The sequence below is a fragment of the Microbacterium sp. UBA3486 genome (assembly GCF_002377845.1).
Classification (GTDB): domain Bacteria; phylum Actinomycetota; class Actinomycetes; order Actinomycetales; family Microbacteriaceae; genus Microbacterium; species Microbacterium maritypicum_A.
The window spans coordinates 1-14176 of the sequence record NZ_DFQP01000063.1 but is presented as its reverse complement, the minus strand read 5'-3'; the positions used below and the strand labels follow the sequence as shown (position 1 = coordinate 14176).

Annotated in this window: 9 protein-coding genes; 4 read left to right on the top strand and 5 right to left on the bottom strand. The window is 69.7% G+C overall.

All coding sequences use genetic code 11. The annotated features are described in order from the left end of the window. The 3 genes from B2869_RS08815 to B2869_RS08805 form a co-directional block, all read right to left on the bottom strand. Positions 1 to 3786 (bottom strand): choice-of-anchor G family protein (locus tag B2869_RS08815; RefSeq protein ID WP_292765195.1); only part of this gene is annotated, 3786 nt, incomplete at its 3' end. 273 nt (positions 3787 to 4059) lie between these two features. After that, positions 4060 to 5814 carry a glycoside hydrolase family 3 protein gene (locus tag B2869_RS08810; RefSeq protein WP_292765193.1) on the bottom strand — a complete coding sequence of 585 codons (1755 nt, stop codon included), beginning with the start codon at positions 5812 to 5814 and terminating at the stop codon, positions 4060 to 4062. Positions 5815 to 5816: 2 nt separating this feature from the next. Next, positions 5817 to 7115, bottom strand: a complete 1299-nt coding sequence (locus B2869_RS08805; protein ID WP_292765191.1) for an MFS transporter — start codon at positions 7113 to 7115, stop codon at positions 5817 to 5819. Positions 7116 to 7248: 133 nt separating this feature from the next. Between B2869_RS08805 and B2869_RS08800 the strand changes: the two genes are divergently transcribed. After that, complete coding sequence (locus tag B2869_RS08800; protein WP_292765188.1) at positions 7249 to 8526, top strand: TetR/AcrR family transcriptional regulator; 1278 nt, start codon at positions 7249 to 7251, stop codon at positions 8524 to 8526. Positions 8527 to 8564: 38 nt separating this feature from the next. Here the strand turns inward: B2869_RS08800 and recQ are convergent, their stop codons facing one another. Further along, the gene (gene recQ / locus B2869_RS08795; protein ID WP_292765185.1) at positions 8565 to 10595 is read right to left on the bottom strand and encodes a DNA helicase RecQ; all 2031 of its coding nucleotides are present in this window, start codon (positions 10593 to 10595) and stop codon (positions 8565 to 8567) included. A 61-nt stretch (positions 10596 to 10656) separates the two neighbouring features. Next, positions 10657 to 11166: a MarR family winged helix-turn-helix transcriptional regulator gene (locus B2869_RS08790; protein WP_292765182.1), complete on the bottom strand. Its 510-nt coding sequence runs from the start codon at positions 11164 to 11166 to the stop codon at positions 10657 to 10659. 59 nt (positions 11167 to 11225) lie between these two features. On the opposite strand from B2869_RS08790, the gene B2869_RS08785 reads away from it, so the two are divergent. Genes B2869_RS08785 through B2869_RS08775 form a run of 3 tightly spaced genes read left to right on the top strand, consistent with a single transcriptional unit; the run spans position 11226 to position 13996 of the window. Beyond that, the gene (locus tag B2869_RS08785) at positions 11226 to 12665 is read left to right on the top strand and encodes an MFS transporter (RefSeq protein WP_292765179.1); all 1440 of its coding nucleotides are present in this window, start codon (positions 11226 to 11228) and stop codon (positions 12663 to 12665) included. Positions 12666 to 12722: 57 nt separating this feature from the next. Beyond that, positions 12723 to 13064: a GNAT family N-acetyltransferase gene (locus B2869_RS08780; protein ID WP_029266507.1), complete on the top strand. Its 342-nt coding sequence runs from the start codon at positions 12723 to 12725 to the stop codon at positions 13062 to 13064. Continuing rightward, a complete protein-coding gene (locus B2869_RS08775; RefSeq protein WP_292765176.1) occupies positions 13061 to 13996 on the top strand; it encodes a pirin family protein in 936 nt (311 codons plus the stop codon). Before B2869_RS08780 ends, B2869_RS08775 begins: the two co-directional genes overlap by 4 nt. Positions 13997 to 14176 lie beyond the last annotated feature (180 nt).

Sequence of the window (14176 nt, the reverse complement as noted above, 5' to 3'; positions counted from 1 at the left end):
GGCCGCGGAGGTCACATCCGTGGTCGCGGAGGTCGAGGCATCGGTCGTCGCCGCGGCCTGAGCCGCCGACGTGGCATCAGCCGTCGCTGCCGCCGAGGCGGCGGAGGTGGCATCCGCGAGGGCAGCGGCTTCCGCAGCTGCCTGAGCCGACGGGTCACCGTCTGCCGTCGCGTCAGCCGAGGCGGACGCCGAGGCTGCCGCGTTCGTGTTGACGTCGCCCGGATCGCCCGCCGTCACCTCGGTGGTGTCCGATCCGGTGACCGCACCCGCGGTCGCCGTGAGCGTGTAGCCCGTTCCCGGCGTGGTGCCGGCCGGAACCGGATAACTCGCCGTGAAGGCACCGGAGGCATCCGTGGTCGCGGTCACCGGACCGCCGACGTCGGCGCCGCCGCCCGGAGCCGTCAGCTGCAACGACACCGAGGAGCTCACCGGCCACCCGGAACCGGTGACGGCCAGGTTCGTGCCCGCGGGGACCTGCGCCGCCGCATCCACCACGACCGGAGCCGCTGTGACCTCTGTCGTGTCGGTCGCCGTCTGCGAACCCACCGAAGCCGTAACCGTGTAGCCGGTCCCTGCGGGTGTGCCGGCCGGAACCGGGTAGTCGAGTGCGAAGCCGCCGAGAGCACCGGTCGTGGCGGTTCGAGGCGTGCCGATGGCCGCACCGCCGGGAGCGGTCAGCTGCACCGACACCTCGGTGTCGGCCGGCCAGTTCGTCCCGGTGACAGGCAGATCGCTGCCGGCCTGCACGGTCGCCGCCGCGTCGATCGCGGCCGCCGCCGTCACCTCGGTGGTGTCGGTCGCGGTCTGGGTGCCGACGGTCGCCGTCACGGTGTAGCCCGCTCCGGGGGTCGCAGAGGCCGGCACCGGGTAGTCGAGCGTGAAGCCGCCCGTGCCGTCGGTGGTCACCGTCTCCGGACCGCCGACGTTCGCACCACCGCCGGGAGCGGTCAGCTGCACCGACACCTGCGTGTTCGCCGGCCAATTCGTCCCCGTGACCGGAAGCGACGTTCCTGCCTGAACCGTCGCCGCTGCGTCGACGGCCGCCGCGGCCGTGACCTCGGTCGTGTCGGTCGCGGTCTGGGTGCCGACGGTCGCCGTCACGGTGTAGCCCGCTCCGGGAGTCGCAGAGGCCGGCACCGGATAGTCCAGCGTGAAGCCGCCGGACACATCCGTCGTTACCGTCTCCGGACCGCCGACGTTCCCGCCGCCGGGAGCCGTCAACTGCACCGACACCTGCGTGTTCGCCGGCCAGTTCGCTCCGGTGACCGGAAGCGACGTCCCTGCCTGCACGGTCGCCGCCGCGTCGACGGTCGCCGCCGCCGTCACCTCGGTGGTGTCGATCGCGGTGACCGCTCCTGCCGTCCCGGTCACGGTGTACGCCGCGCCCGGCGCCGCAGACGCGGGAACCGGGTAGTCGAGTGTGAACTCACCGGAGGCGTTGGTGGTCGCCGTCTCCGGACCGCCGATGTCCGCGCCACCGCCGGGAGCGGTCAGCTGCACCGACACCTGCGTGTTCGCCGGCCAATTCGTCCCGGTCACCGGCAGGCTCGTGCCCGCCTGGACGGTCGCGGCTGCGTCGATCAACGCGACCGGCGCAGCCGTCACCTCGGTGGTGTCGGTCGCCGTCTGGGCGCCGACCGATGCCGTGACCTCGTATCCGGTCGCCGCCGGCGTTCCCGCCGGGACGGGATAGGCCAGCGTGAACGTGCCGGAGCCGTCGGTGGTCACGAGTTCGGGACCACCGATGTTCGCACCGCCGCCGGGAGCCCGCAGCTGCACCGACACCTGGGTGTTCGCGGGCCAGTTGGTTCCCGAGACACCGAGATCCGTGCCCGCCTGCACCGCGGGTGCCGCGTCGATGGCTGCCGCAGCGGTGACCTCGGTGGTGTCCGTCGCCGTGCTGGTGCCGTCGGTCGCCGTCACGATGTAGCCGGTGCCCGGCGGCGTCGCCACCGGAATCCCGTACGCGAAGGTGAAGGCGCCGTTGGCATCGGTCGTGACCGGCAACGGGTCGTTGACGATGCCGCCGCCGGCGGTGGTCACCTGGATGGTGACCTGCGTGTTCGCAGGCCATCCCGAGCCCGTCACAGGGAGGTCGGTTCCCGCCTGGACCGTGGCGGCCGCGTCGATCGCGGGGACGGCCGCCGCCGCGGCCTTCACCGTCGACGATCCGAGGTCGAGCGAGACCCCGCCCCCGACCGCGGGGAGCAGATTCACGCCGAGCGCGCGCACGGTGAAGCTCCCTCCGGGGATGTCTCCTGTCGCCGGCTGCTCGTTGATGGTGATGGTCGCGACCTGCGACAGCACGCCCTGCAGAACGGGATCGAGCGTCGAGAGCACCGGTCCGGTGATCGCGGCGAGCGCGGGCTGCACGAGCGGGATCACGCTGTTCAGCGCGGTGTTCACGAGCGGACCCGTCGTGGTGGCGACCGCATTCGTGACGGCAGCGACCACCGGGTTCAGCAGGACGCCGATGTTGAGACCGGCGAGGCTGATGTCGGTCGCGACCACGGGAACCGGCGTCGCGGTGCCGGCGAACTGCGCCAGCGAGCCCTTGACCGTCACATCCCCTGACACCAGTGGCGTTCCGGTGAGCGGCACCGTGAGATCGACCCCGACGGTCAGCGTCACCTGGAGCGCGTCCAACGTCGACTTCAGGATGGTGGAGACCTTGCCGTTCAGGCTGTTCGGGTGGGTGCCGGTGAGGGCGGAGGTGATGCCCTGCTGGATCGCGGAGATCGTCGTGGCCGACAGCACCGGGGTGTTCGCCGGCAGGGAGTTGAGGTCGGCCCCCGCCCCGGTCTCGACGAGGATCTTGGCGAGATCGACGGACACCGTCCCGGTGTTCAGATCGACCAGCACCGAGCCCGTCGTGTTCTCCACCGGTGTCTGCAGCACCTGCGTGGTCACGGTCTGTCCGACCGTGTCGAGTCCGGCGATCGCGACCGTTCCTCCGGTCGCGGTGAACGCCGCGACGAGCGGCACGTCGGGAATCGCATTGATCGTGTTGACGATGGTCGTGGTGAGTGCGGTCAGCGCTCCGCCGGGGCCGGCGAGATCGCTCACGGGGGTGACGGTGCCCTGGATCGCGGAGGCGAGTGTGCCCGAGAGACCGGCGACCAGGTTGCTGTGCAGATCGAGGTTCAGGTCGGCGATGCGGTACTGGGAGGTGACCGTTCCGGCATTCGATTCGGCGCGGGACGCGAGCGCGCCGATACCGACCGACGCCTGGTCGAGCACCGCGTCGGTGAGTCCGGCGACGGCGAGTTGGTCGAACAGATCGGTGAGTTCGAGGGTGCCGGGGTTCACGCTGCCGTCGATGGCACCGGTGTCGATGGCGCCACCCGAGGTGATCGTCCCCGACGATGCGATCGACTGGGTCTGCGTCGGCGACGAGCTGAAGCTCTGCGCGGCGCCCAGGTCACCGAGCTGCAGCAGACCGGGCGTGGTGCCGTCGGTCAGGAGCGGCACGTTCAGCGTGCCCACGTCGATGCTGAGCGCTTCGAGCAGCCCGACGTTCAGCCCGCCGAGTTCAGAGCCGGGGGCCGCCGGGTTGCTCGTCAGCGTGTGTCCGAGCGCCGCGATGTCGAGCCCGCCGAGCAATGCGGCGGGCAATTGGACGATCTGCCCCTGCGCGACCGACGGATCGTTCGGATTCGCCGCGTCCAGCGCGTTCGCCGCCGTCGGCACCAGTGCACTCGCGAGGATCACCGCGCCGACGGTGACGCCGGCGATGCCTCCTCCTACCGCTCTGCGTCGCCGCAGAGTCCTCTCCTGCAATTCCATTCGCTACTCCCGTGTGATGCGATCTTCCGCGTCACATGGCCCCCCCACGGGTCGACTTCTGTCGGCCGAGCGATGTTGCGCTCATTCTTACGGGATCCCGAATGAGAAGTCCAGCATTCGTCCAGAAATCGTCGGTGAACGTCTTCGCGCGAGACAATTCGAAACGCGGTGACCGTGCAGCGACGGGGATCCTCCCGGCGAGAGGATGCCGGGACGCCGAACCGCCCCGCATGCCGAAGCATGCGGGGCGGTCTTCCGGACGGTGCGACCGGACTAGAGCGAGAGCCCGTGACCGAACCGGAACAGCGGATCGGCGGTGTCGAACGGCACATCGGGACGGGAGGCCTCGACGGCGGCCATCGACCGCGGCAGGTCGAACGGCAGCCGGCCCTGGGCGGGGAACGCGCCGCTGAGCACGTCGAGGAGCGCGGCGCTCGAGGCCCCCCAGTTCACGGTCACCGCGGCCGCGACCTCGACGATCGGGGTGAGGATCGGCGGACGATCCGCGAGCACGTCGACGACGGTCGGCACGACGGCGGCGACCGCGCGGACGTGCGCGACCACATCGTCCGAGAACGCGAGCGAGCCCGCGTGGAAGAAGTTCTCGAACATCGTCTCGCGCTCTTCGAACGGAGCCTGCAGGCGGATGACGGCCAGGTCGGCTTCCTCCGGCGTCGTGACGATCTCCCCGAACGATGCAGCGACCGTCGCGTCGACGCCCTCGACGTAGAGCTTGCGGCCGGGGGCCAACGGCAGGGCACCGTCGTTCATGAGCACCGTGATCGAGGCGCGCTGAGCGGCCTCCCCCGCGGCTCGGAAATCGGCTCGCCCGACGATCTCGTCGGCCGCGTCCTCGTCGACGTACGGGCTCTCGAACAGGCCGAGCTCGAACTTCTCGCGCAGGATGCGGCGAGCCGAGACGTCGAGTCGCTCCTCGGTCACCTCACCGTCGGCGATGAGCTCGAGCAGCAGCTCCGGGTTCGCTTCGCCGCCGAACTGGTCGGCTCCGGCCTCCAGCACCTTCTTCATGCGCTCGCGCGGTGTGAGATCCTCCACACCCCAGGCACGTGCGGGGAAGGGCTGACCGAAGATCTCGGAGTCGCTGATCAGGCCCCAGTCGGTGCACACGAGACCGTCGAACCCGTAGCGCTCACGCAGCAGGCCGGTGATCACGGACTTGTTGAACCCGAATCCCACCTCCTCGTACTCCGTGCCGACGGGCATCCCGTAGTACGGCATCATCTGCCGGGTCCCCGCGGCGAGCGCGTCTTCGAACGGCTTCAGGTGAAGCTCGAACTCGCCGCCAGGATAGACCTGCTCGCGGCCGTAGGGGAAGTGCGGGTCCTCGCCGTCCTTCTGCGGACCGCCTCCGGGAAAGTGCTTCGTCATGGTCGACACCGATCCGGGACCGAAGGACTCCCCCTGGAATCCGCGGATGTAGGCGGTGCCGAGCTTTCCCGACAGTTCCGCGTCTTCGCCGAATGTCGCCGTCTGCCGCGCCCACCGCGGCTCGGTCGCGAGGTCGACCTGGGGGTGCAGGGCCACGCGCAGCCCGACCGCCGTGTACTCCTGGCGAGCGATGTCGGCGAAGCGCTCAACGAGCACCTCGTCGCGGGTGGCGGCGAGACCGAGGGTCTCCGGCCACTGCGAGAAGGGACCGGCGAGGATCGATGCCCCGGGGTTCTCGCTGAACGAGTGCCGCGGGTCGGTCGACAGCGTCACCGGGATGCCGAGGCGCGTGGATGCCGCCAGCCGCTGCAGCGCATTCTGCCATGCGGCGATCTCGCGGCCGGTGGGCGCGGCGCCGAGCAGGTTGAAGTGCGTCATCCGCTTGGTCTCGAGGAATTCACGGGCCGATGGGGTCGCGAAGACCGGATTCGGTTCTTCGAGGTCGCCGATGGCGATCATGGTGTGGAAGAAGAGTCCCGCCTTCTCCTCGATCGTCATGGCGTCGAGCAGCAGCTGCACCCGCTCGTCGACGGGGAGGTCGGTGTCGAGCCACGGGCGTGCGGTGATGGTCTCGGTCATGGTCACTTGACTCCCTTGATGCGGTAGACGAGAACGGCGCCGGCCAGCGCGACGACCGCGCCGAACAGGTACCAGGTGGTGTAGCCGCCGAGCGGTGTGGCTGCGCCGATGGCGATGATGCCGGGGGCGATGGCCGGGGCGATGGACTGCGGCAGAGCGTTGGCGATGTTCAGCACACCGAGGTCCTTGGCCACGTCGTCGGGGTTGGGCAGCACCTCGGTCGCGAGGGCCAGGTCGACCGAGAGGAAGGACCCGGCGCCCAGACCGATGATCGCCTGCGCGGTGATGACGGTCGTGACGTCGGGGGCTACGGCGAGGATGACCAGCCCGACCACCATGATCACGCCGGCGATCGCGACGAAGGGGCGACGCTTGCCGATCTTGTCGGAGAGGAATCCACCCAGCGGCGAGGAGATCGCCATCGCCGCCATCGAGGCGAGGTTGGCGGCCAGGATGATGCCGACCGCGCCCTGCTCGTCGAGGCCGAACTTGGTGACGAGGTAGAGCGGCAGGAAGGTGGCGATACCGGCGTAGCCGAACATCACGAAGAACTTGGTGAGCCAGGTCCAGCCGAAGTCGGGGTGCTTGCGCGGGTTGAACACGAACGAGCCGAAGAACATGCCGACGGTGAACTTGTCGGCCGGCTTCTCGGTGAGGCGGCGATCCTTGAGGATCAGGACGAACACGATCACGAGGATCAGTGCGATCACGCCGGGCACCACGAATCGCTCGAAGTCGCCGGGGAGGAAGTTCACGAGGAAGCTGCCGGCGAGGATGCCGATCGGGGTCGTGATGCCGATGATGCCGGAGACCTTGCCTCGGCTGGTGACCGGCACCTGATCGGGCAGCGTGGCGTTGGCCGCGGCCAGCACGGCGTTCATCGCGGTCTGCACGAGGCACCAGGCGAGCAGGACCATCCACACGGAGGTCGCCGAGCCGATGAGGAGGAAGCCGCCGAGCCCCACGATCGCGCCGCCGAGGATCCACGGACGACGCATGCCCCAGCGCGAGGTGGTGCGGTCGGAGAGTCGACCGACGAGGGGGTTCGCGATCAGGGCGAAGATCGCGCCCACGCCCATCACGAGTCCGAGGCTGCCCTCGGTGTTCACGGGGTCGATGTGCTGGATCTTGAATGCCATCGACACCATGACCGGGGTGAGCAGGGCGAGGTAGACGCCGAAGTTCACGGCGGCGAGGCCCGGCGTGTAGCCGCGCGGGGTCTTCGGCGGCGTGGTTCCGGGGGCCTTGAACCCGGTGGTGCCGACCGCGGCCGCCGTGGCGGCGGATGACAGCTCTGTCATGACAGTCCTTTCGATTCACCGCACGTCTTCGGGCGATGCGGTCTGGGATGACGATACACCAATCTCGACCGCCTGGTAACTGAAACCAGACCGCTTGGTAATGAGCGAGGATAGGATGTGGAAGGAGGATGCGATGACGACGACGGCGACCGGCTCCCGGCACGCGCGCGCTGCCGCCACGCGCCAGCGGATCCTCACCGCCGCACATGACCTGTTCGTCACCCGCGGCTACCGGTCGACGTCTCTGCGCGATATCGCCACCGCGGCCTCCGTCAGCCATCCAGGGCTCCTCGGCCATTTCGCCTCGAAGGACGACCTGCTCGGCGAAGTGGTCGCCGAGCTCGAAGCCGAGAACGAGACCGTGTTCAGCGCCATCTCGGCCGCCTCCGAGCCGGGCGAGCTGGTGTTCTCCGGCATCGCCGAACGGAACGCGCGCACCGCAGGCTACCTCGAGCTGTTCGCCGCGCTCACGGGCGAAGCCTCTGCTCCCGGACACCCTGCGCACGAGCGGATGCGCGCCCGGTACTGCCGACTCCGCTCGCTGAGCATCGACGTCCTGGAAGACGCGAAGCACCACGGCGTCATCGCGGCCGATCGCGATGTCGACGGCGAGACGGTACGGCACACGGCGGGGTGGGACGGGCTGCAGCTGCTGTCGCAGTACCTTCCCGATCAGGTCGATGTGGTGGAGATGCTCGAGGAGCGCGAGAACCTGTGGGCGATGCCCCTCGGGTGGCGGGACCCCGACGACGAGCCCTCATCGGACGCCTCGGATCCGGCAGGCCCCCTGCCCGCACTGCGCACGACCGCTGCAGCCGACGTCGATCCCGGCTATGCGGTCGGCCGTCGTCGTCGCGCGCAGATCCTCGCCGATGCGACCCGCCTGTTCGCCCGCGACGGCTACGGCGACACCAGCTTGCAGGACATCGCGACCGCGGTCGGGGTGTCGAAGTCGACCCTGCTGCACCACTACCCGTCGAAGGAACTGCTGCTCAGCGCCGTCCTGACCGAACGCGACAGCGCCATCAACGAGAATCAGGCGTTCACGGGCGCAGCGTCCGCCGGAGAGGTGCTCCGCAGCATCCCCGATGGGGCCGTGTTCAGCGCACGCGACGAGCCGGGACTGATCGAGGTGTATGCGGTGTTGTCGTGCGAGGCCGTGCCCGCCACCCACCCCGCGCATGACTACTTCGCGATGCGGTTCGCGAACGCCCTCGACTACTTCACCGAGCTCTTCCGCCTCGCCCGGATCGACGGCGATCTGCCGGCGCATCGAGACCCCGAGCACGAGGCCACGTGGCTCATCGCGATGTGGGACGGACTGCAGTACCAGTGGCTGTACGACAGGGAGCGGCTCGACATCGCCACCCACCTGCGCGCACATCTCGACGACGTGCTGTCTCCGCGCTGAGCCCGCGCGGAGTCGGGCGGCGAGGTTCAGGCCCCGCGTCAGGCCGCGGCGATGACCGCGAGAACACCCTCGCCGTACGCCTCGCGTTTCTTCGCGCCGATGCCGGTGATCCCGTCGAGGTCGGCGAGGGAGGCAGGACGATGCTCCGCGAGCGCGCGCAGGGTCGCGTCCCCGAACACGATGTAGGCGGGGACGCCCTGCTCGCGAGCGGTCTCGGCCCGCCAGGTGCGCAGCGCCTCGAACAGACCCCGATCTCCGGCGTCCAGGGCATCGGCGGCACTGGCCTTGCGAGCCCGACCGGACGAGGTCGGACGCCCGATCGTGTCCTTGCGCAGCGGTACAGCCGTCTCGCCGCGCAGCACTCCGGCGGCCTGCTCTCCGGGAGCGAGGGTGCCGTAGTCACCCTGCGCGACCAGGATGCCACGAGCGAGGAGCTGCCGGACGACGCTGCGCCAGTCCTGATCGGAGAGGTCGTTGCCGATGCCGTAGGTCGCGAGCTTCTCGTGTCCCTGCTGCCGGATGCGCTCGGTCGAGGCGCCGCGGAGGATGTCGATCAGGTGGCCGGCACCGAACGCCTGATTGCGCTCACGCTTCAGCCGCACGATCGTCGAGAGCAGTTTCTGCGCGGGCACGAGCCCGTCGAACGTCTCGGTGTTCTCGAGGCACGTGTCGCAGTTGCCACAGGGCTGCGATTCCTGGCCGAAGTACCCGAGCAGGTTCTGCCTGCGGCACTCCACGGTCTCGCACAGCGCGAGCATCGCGTCGAGGTGCTGTCCCATCCGCATCTTGAATGTGCGGTCGCCGGGGCTCTGGTCGATGAGCCGGCGCTGCTGCACGACGTCGCCCAGACCGTACGCCATCCACGCCACAGACGGCTCGCCGTCGCGGCCGGCGCGACCGGTCTCCTGGTAGTAGCCCTCGACCGACTTCGGCAGATCGATGTGCGCGACGAAGCGCACGTCGGGCTTGTCGATGCCCATGCCGAATGCGATGGTCGCGACCATGACCACGCCGTCTTCACGGAGGAAGCGCGCCTGGTTGGCCGCCCGCACCTCGGCGGGCAGACCCGCGTGGTATGGCAGCGCATCGAACCCCTGGGCGGCGAGGGAGGTCGCCGTCTGCTCGACCGATTTGCGGCTGAGCGCGTAGACGATGCCTGCCGCGCCTTCCGGCTGCGAGCGGATGAACTGGACGAGCTGCTTGCGCGGGTCGACCTTGGGCACGATGCGGTACTGGATGTTCGGGCGGTCGAAGCTCGCGACGAAGTGGGCGGCGCCCTCGAGGTGCAGCCGCTCGGTGATCTCCTTGTGCGTCGCCGCGGTCGCTGTCGCCGTGAGCGCCATGCGCGGCACCCCGGGGAACCGCTCGCCCAGGTCGCCGAGCGCCAGGTAGTCGGGACGGAAGTCGTGACCCCACTGGGACACGCAGTGCGCCTCGTCGATCGCGATGACGCTGAGCGTTCCGCGCTGGAGCAGCGCCGTGGTCTGCGCGTTCGACAGACGCTCGGGGGCGACGTAGATGAGGTCGAGCTCGCCGGCGACGTAGGCCCGCTCGACCTCGCGACGCTCGTCGATCGCCTGGGTGGAGTTGAGGTAGGCCGCCTTCACACCGTTGGCCCGCAGGGCATCGACCTGGTCGTGCATGAGCGCGATGAGCGGGCTGATCACGAGGCCCGTGCCCTCACGGACGAGGGCGGGCACCTGGTAGGTGATGCTCTTTCCGCCACCGGTCGGCATCAGCACGACGGCGTCTCCGCCGGCGATGACCTGCTCGACGATCGCCGCCTGGTCGCCGCGGAACTCGTCGTATCCGAAGACGGTGTGCAGCGCCTCGCGCGCGGTCGGATAGCGGCTCGGTGTCGCCCGCCGCACCGCGGGTGCACGGCCCGCGACGGGAGGCGAGGCCACCGGAGTGACCGGCCCCTGACCCCAGTCGAGCGGCGGCTCGAAGCCCGCACCCTGCGGCTCCCAGTCCATCGGCTCCGGCGGGATGGACGACTCCCAGCCGTCGTCGTAGGGCTCGTCGGCGTACGGCAGGTCCGCGTACGGGTCACGGGGAGTCTGCGGCATCCCTCCAGCGTAACGACCCCCGCCGACGCGGGAGGCGCTTCCTCCACAGGCGAGGGCGGGATCAGCTCGCGGTCGACCGGTCGTAGGCGCGGATGAGGTCGTCGAGGAACCGCGCAACGGTCGCCCGATCGTCGTCGCTCATGGCAGCGATCTGCGCTTCGACCTCGCCGATGAGTGGCGCCACCAGTCTTTCGGCATCGGCGGCGGCATCCTCCGACGCGGTCACGATGAGCTTGCGGCCATCGGAGGGATGCCGGTCTCGGCGCACATGACCGCGGTCTTCGAGGCGGTTGAGGACGAGGGTCATGGCCGCGGTCGAGATCTCGACGCGATGCGCCAGCTCGGTCGGCGTGGTGGGACCGCGGGAGATGAGGTGATCCAGCACTTCGAGACCCGAGGCGTCGAGTTCGAGCCGCTTCGCGATCGACCGCTCGAAGCGCTGCTGCCGCATCGTGAGCTGCTGCACGCGGGTGCGGATGTCGCTCTCGTCGATCTCTCCGGCTTCGTGCCGACGTGACGGGTCGTACGTCGAAGCCGCTTCCGTCGCGTGCTCGGACCGTTTGACATCCATGCGACCAATGGTAATACTTCATATTGCTAATTTCATTGATAATCAAGAATTGAGACGACATGACAGACGTGTCCGAAGGCCCGTACCGCTGGCGCTGGGCGATCCTCGGGGTGATGCTCGCGGCCGAGATCATGGACATGCTCGACGCCACGATCGTCAACGTCGCGGGCCCCTCGCTGGAATCGTCGCTCGGCACGAACGCTCTGGGACTGCAGTGGGTGATCGGCGGCTACGCACTCGCATTGGGGGCCGGGCTGGTCCTGGGCGGCCGCCTCGGCGATCGCTACGGACGACGGCGGATGTTCCTCCTCGGACTCACGGCATTCACGATCGCGTCGCTGCTCTGCTCCCTCGCTCCGTCGGCTGAGCTGCTGATCACGTTCCGCCTGCTCCAGGGCACGGCCGGGGCGCTACTGCTCCCCCAGGGCCTCGGCCTGCTGCGCGAGAACCTCTCCGGCACCGAGCTCGCCGTCGCGTTCGGCATCTTCGGTCCGGCGCTGGGCCTCGGAGGCATCCTGGGCCCCATCATCGGCGGAGGACTCATCGAGGCCGACATCCTCGGGCTCGGATGGCGGTCGGTCTTCCTCGTGAACATCCCGATCGGCATCGTCGCCCTGGTCATCGCCTGGCGCATCCTGCCGCGACGCTCCGGGGACCGAGCGGTCCGTATCGACGTCCTCGGCGCAGCCGTCATCGTCGCGGCATCCGGCATCCTGGTCCTCGGGCTCACTTTCGGGCCCGAGCTGGACTGGCCGCTGTGGGCATGGGCGTGCGTGGCTGCGGGGCTGGCCGGTTTCGTCCTCTTCGGCTGGCAGCAGCGACAGCTCCTCGCCCGAGGAGGAGTGCCGCTGGTGACGGCGACCATGTTCACCCGTCGGGCCTACACGTTCGGCCTCGTGGGCATCGCGCTATTCTTCAGCAGCCTGACGGGCACCCAGCTCGTGCTGACGCTGTTCCTACAGCTCGGCAACGGCTTCAGCGCGGGCGAGGCGGGGTTGAGCAACCTCCCGCTCGCGATCGGCTCGGCGGTCGGAGGCGCGATCAGCGGCGCATGGCTGGCCGAGAAGATCGGGCGGTCCGTGCTGCAGCTCGGAGCCGTGACTCAGCTGCTGGGCGCGGGTCTGCTGTGGTTCGAGCTGCAGCAGCCGGGCGACTTCAGCATCTGGACCATCGCGCCCGGCATCGCCCTCTTCGGGGTCGGCGGCGGCGCGATCATCGCCGCCCTCTTCAGCACGATCCTCGCAGCCGTGAAGGACGACGAGATCGGTTCGGCGTCGGGCGTTCTCACCGCGGTCCAGGCGATCGCGAGCGCGGTCGGCGTCGCGATCTTCGCCTCGGTGTTCTTCGACGCCATCGATTCCGGAACGCCGGCGGAGGCGTATCAGCAGACGCTCATCGTGCCCGCGATCATGCTCGTCGCCTTCCTGGCGTTGACCTTCCTGTTCCCCAAGAAGAGCCGGGAGGATGCGCACGGAGTCGCCGTGATGGAGAAGGTGTGACCTGACGCCCCCCACACGCGGGCGTAGGTTGGAGAGAACCGTTCGAAGGAGCATCCGATGACCGACATCACCGTGACCCGCAACGACGACGAATCGCGGTACGAGATCCGCTCGGACGACGTGCTCGCCGGCTTCGCCGCGTACGACCTGCGCCCCGGATCCATCCGCTTCATCCACACCGAGGTCGACCCGGCGTTCCAAGGCCAGGGGCTGGCCGGGAAGCTCGCTGCCGAGGCGCTGGCGGATGCGGCAGGACGCGGTGACGCGATCGTGCCGCTGTGCCCGTACATCGCCAAGTACCTCGAGACGCACGAGATCCCCGGCGCCGAGATCCGCTGGCCGCAGCGACCGGCGACCGGAGGGTCCGCGGACGAGGACCCGACGGGCCGAGCGGAATGATCGGGCAGCACCGCCTCATCGTCGAGCCCCGCGAGGTGCCGCTCGGCGGGGTGCGCGGCATGAACGTGCTGCGCGCTCTGCCGCACCGCAACCTGCCGACGATCGGCGCCTGGTGCTTCCTCGACCGGTTCGGACCGGCTGACACGAAGATGCGGGTCGAGCCGCACCCGCACATCGGTCTGCAGACCGTGACCTGGCCGCTCGTCGGAGAGATCCGTCATCGTGACTCGCTCGGCAGCGACGCCGACCTGCGCCGCGGGCAGTTGAACCTGATGACCGCGGGCAACGGGATCTCCCACTCGGAGTACTCGATCGGCGAGGATCCCGTCCCCCTCGACGCACTGCAGTTCTGGGTGGTGCTCCCGGATTCGGCCCGCCACGGCGCTGCCGGGTTCGAACGGCACACCGCACTGCCCGCACTCGCCCTCCCGGCCGACGAGGGAGCGGATGCCGAAGCCACCGTGGTCCTCGGCGCGTTCGCCGGCGTGCGCTCGCCCGCCACGGTGCACACCCCGATCGTCGGGGCCGAGATCGTGCTCGCTCCCGGCTCGCGTGTGCATCTGCCGCTGCGCTCCGACTGGGAGCACGCCCTCATGCTCGTCGAGGGAGACGCCGTGGTGGCCGCGCATCCGCTCGATCGCAACGGCCTGCTCTACCTCGGCGACTCCCGCGACACCGTCGAGGTGTCGAGCACCGAGGGCGCCCTGTTGTTCCTGTTGGGTGGTGAGCCGTTCGAGGACGACATCGTGATGTGGTGGAACTTCGCCGGCCGATCACACGAGGAGATCGTCGAGGCGCGGGAGGCGTGGGAAGCGGAGTCCGCGACGGGGGCGGCATCCCCCCGCTTCGGCGCCGTCGAGGGTCACGACGTGCGCATCCCGGCCCCGCCGCTCCCCGACGTCCGGCTCATACCGCGCAGCCGCAAGCTCTGACGCGCGGTCCCTGCTCCGTTCCGGTCGCAGTTTCTGCCGCCCGAGCGCGTTCCGGACGGCAGAAAGTGCGACCGGAACGCGGTTGGCGTGGGCGACGGGCGGGGACGGATGCGGCGCGAGTGCTCAGCCGCGCTCGGGCGTGTGCACCCGCGCGAGAAAGCGCTCGGTGCGCGGCGACGG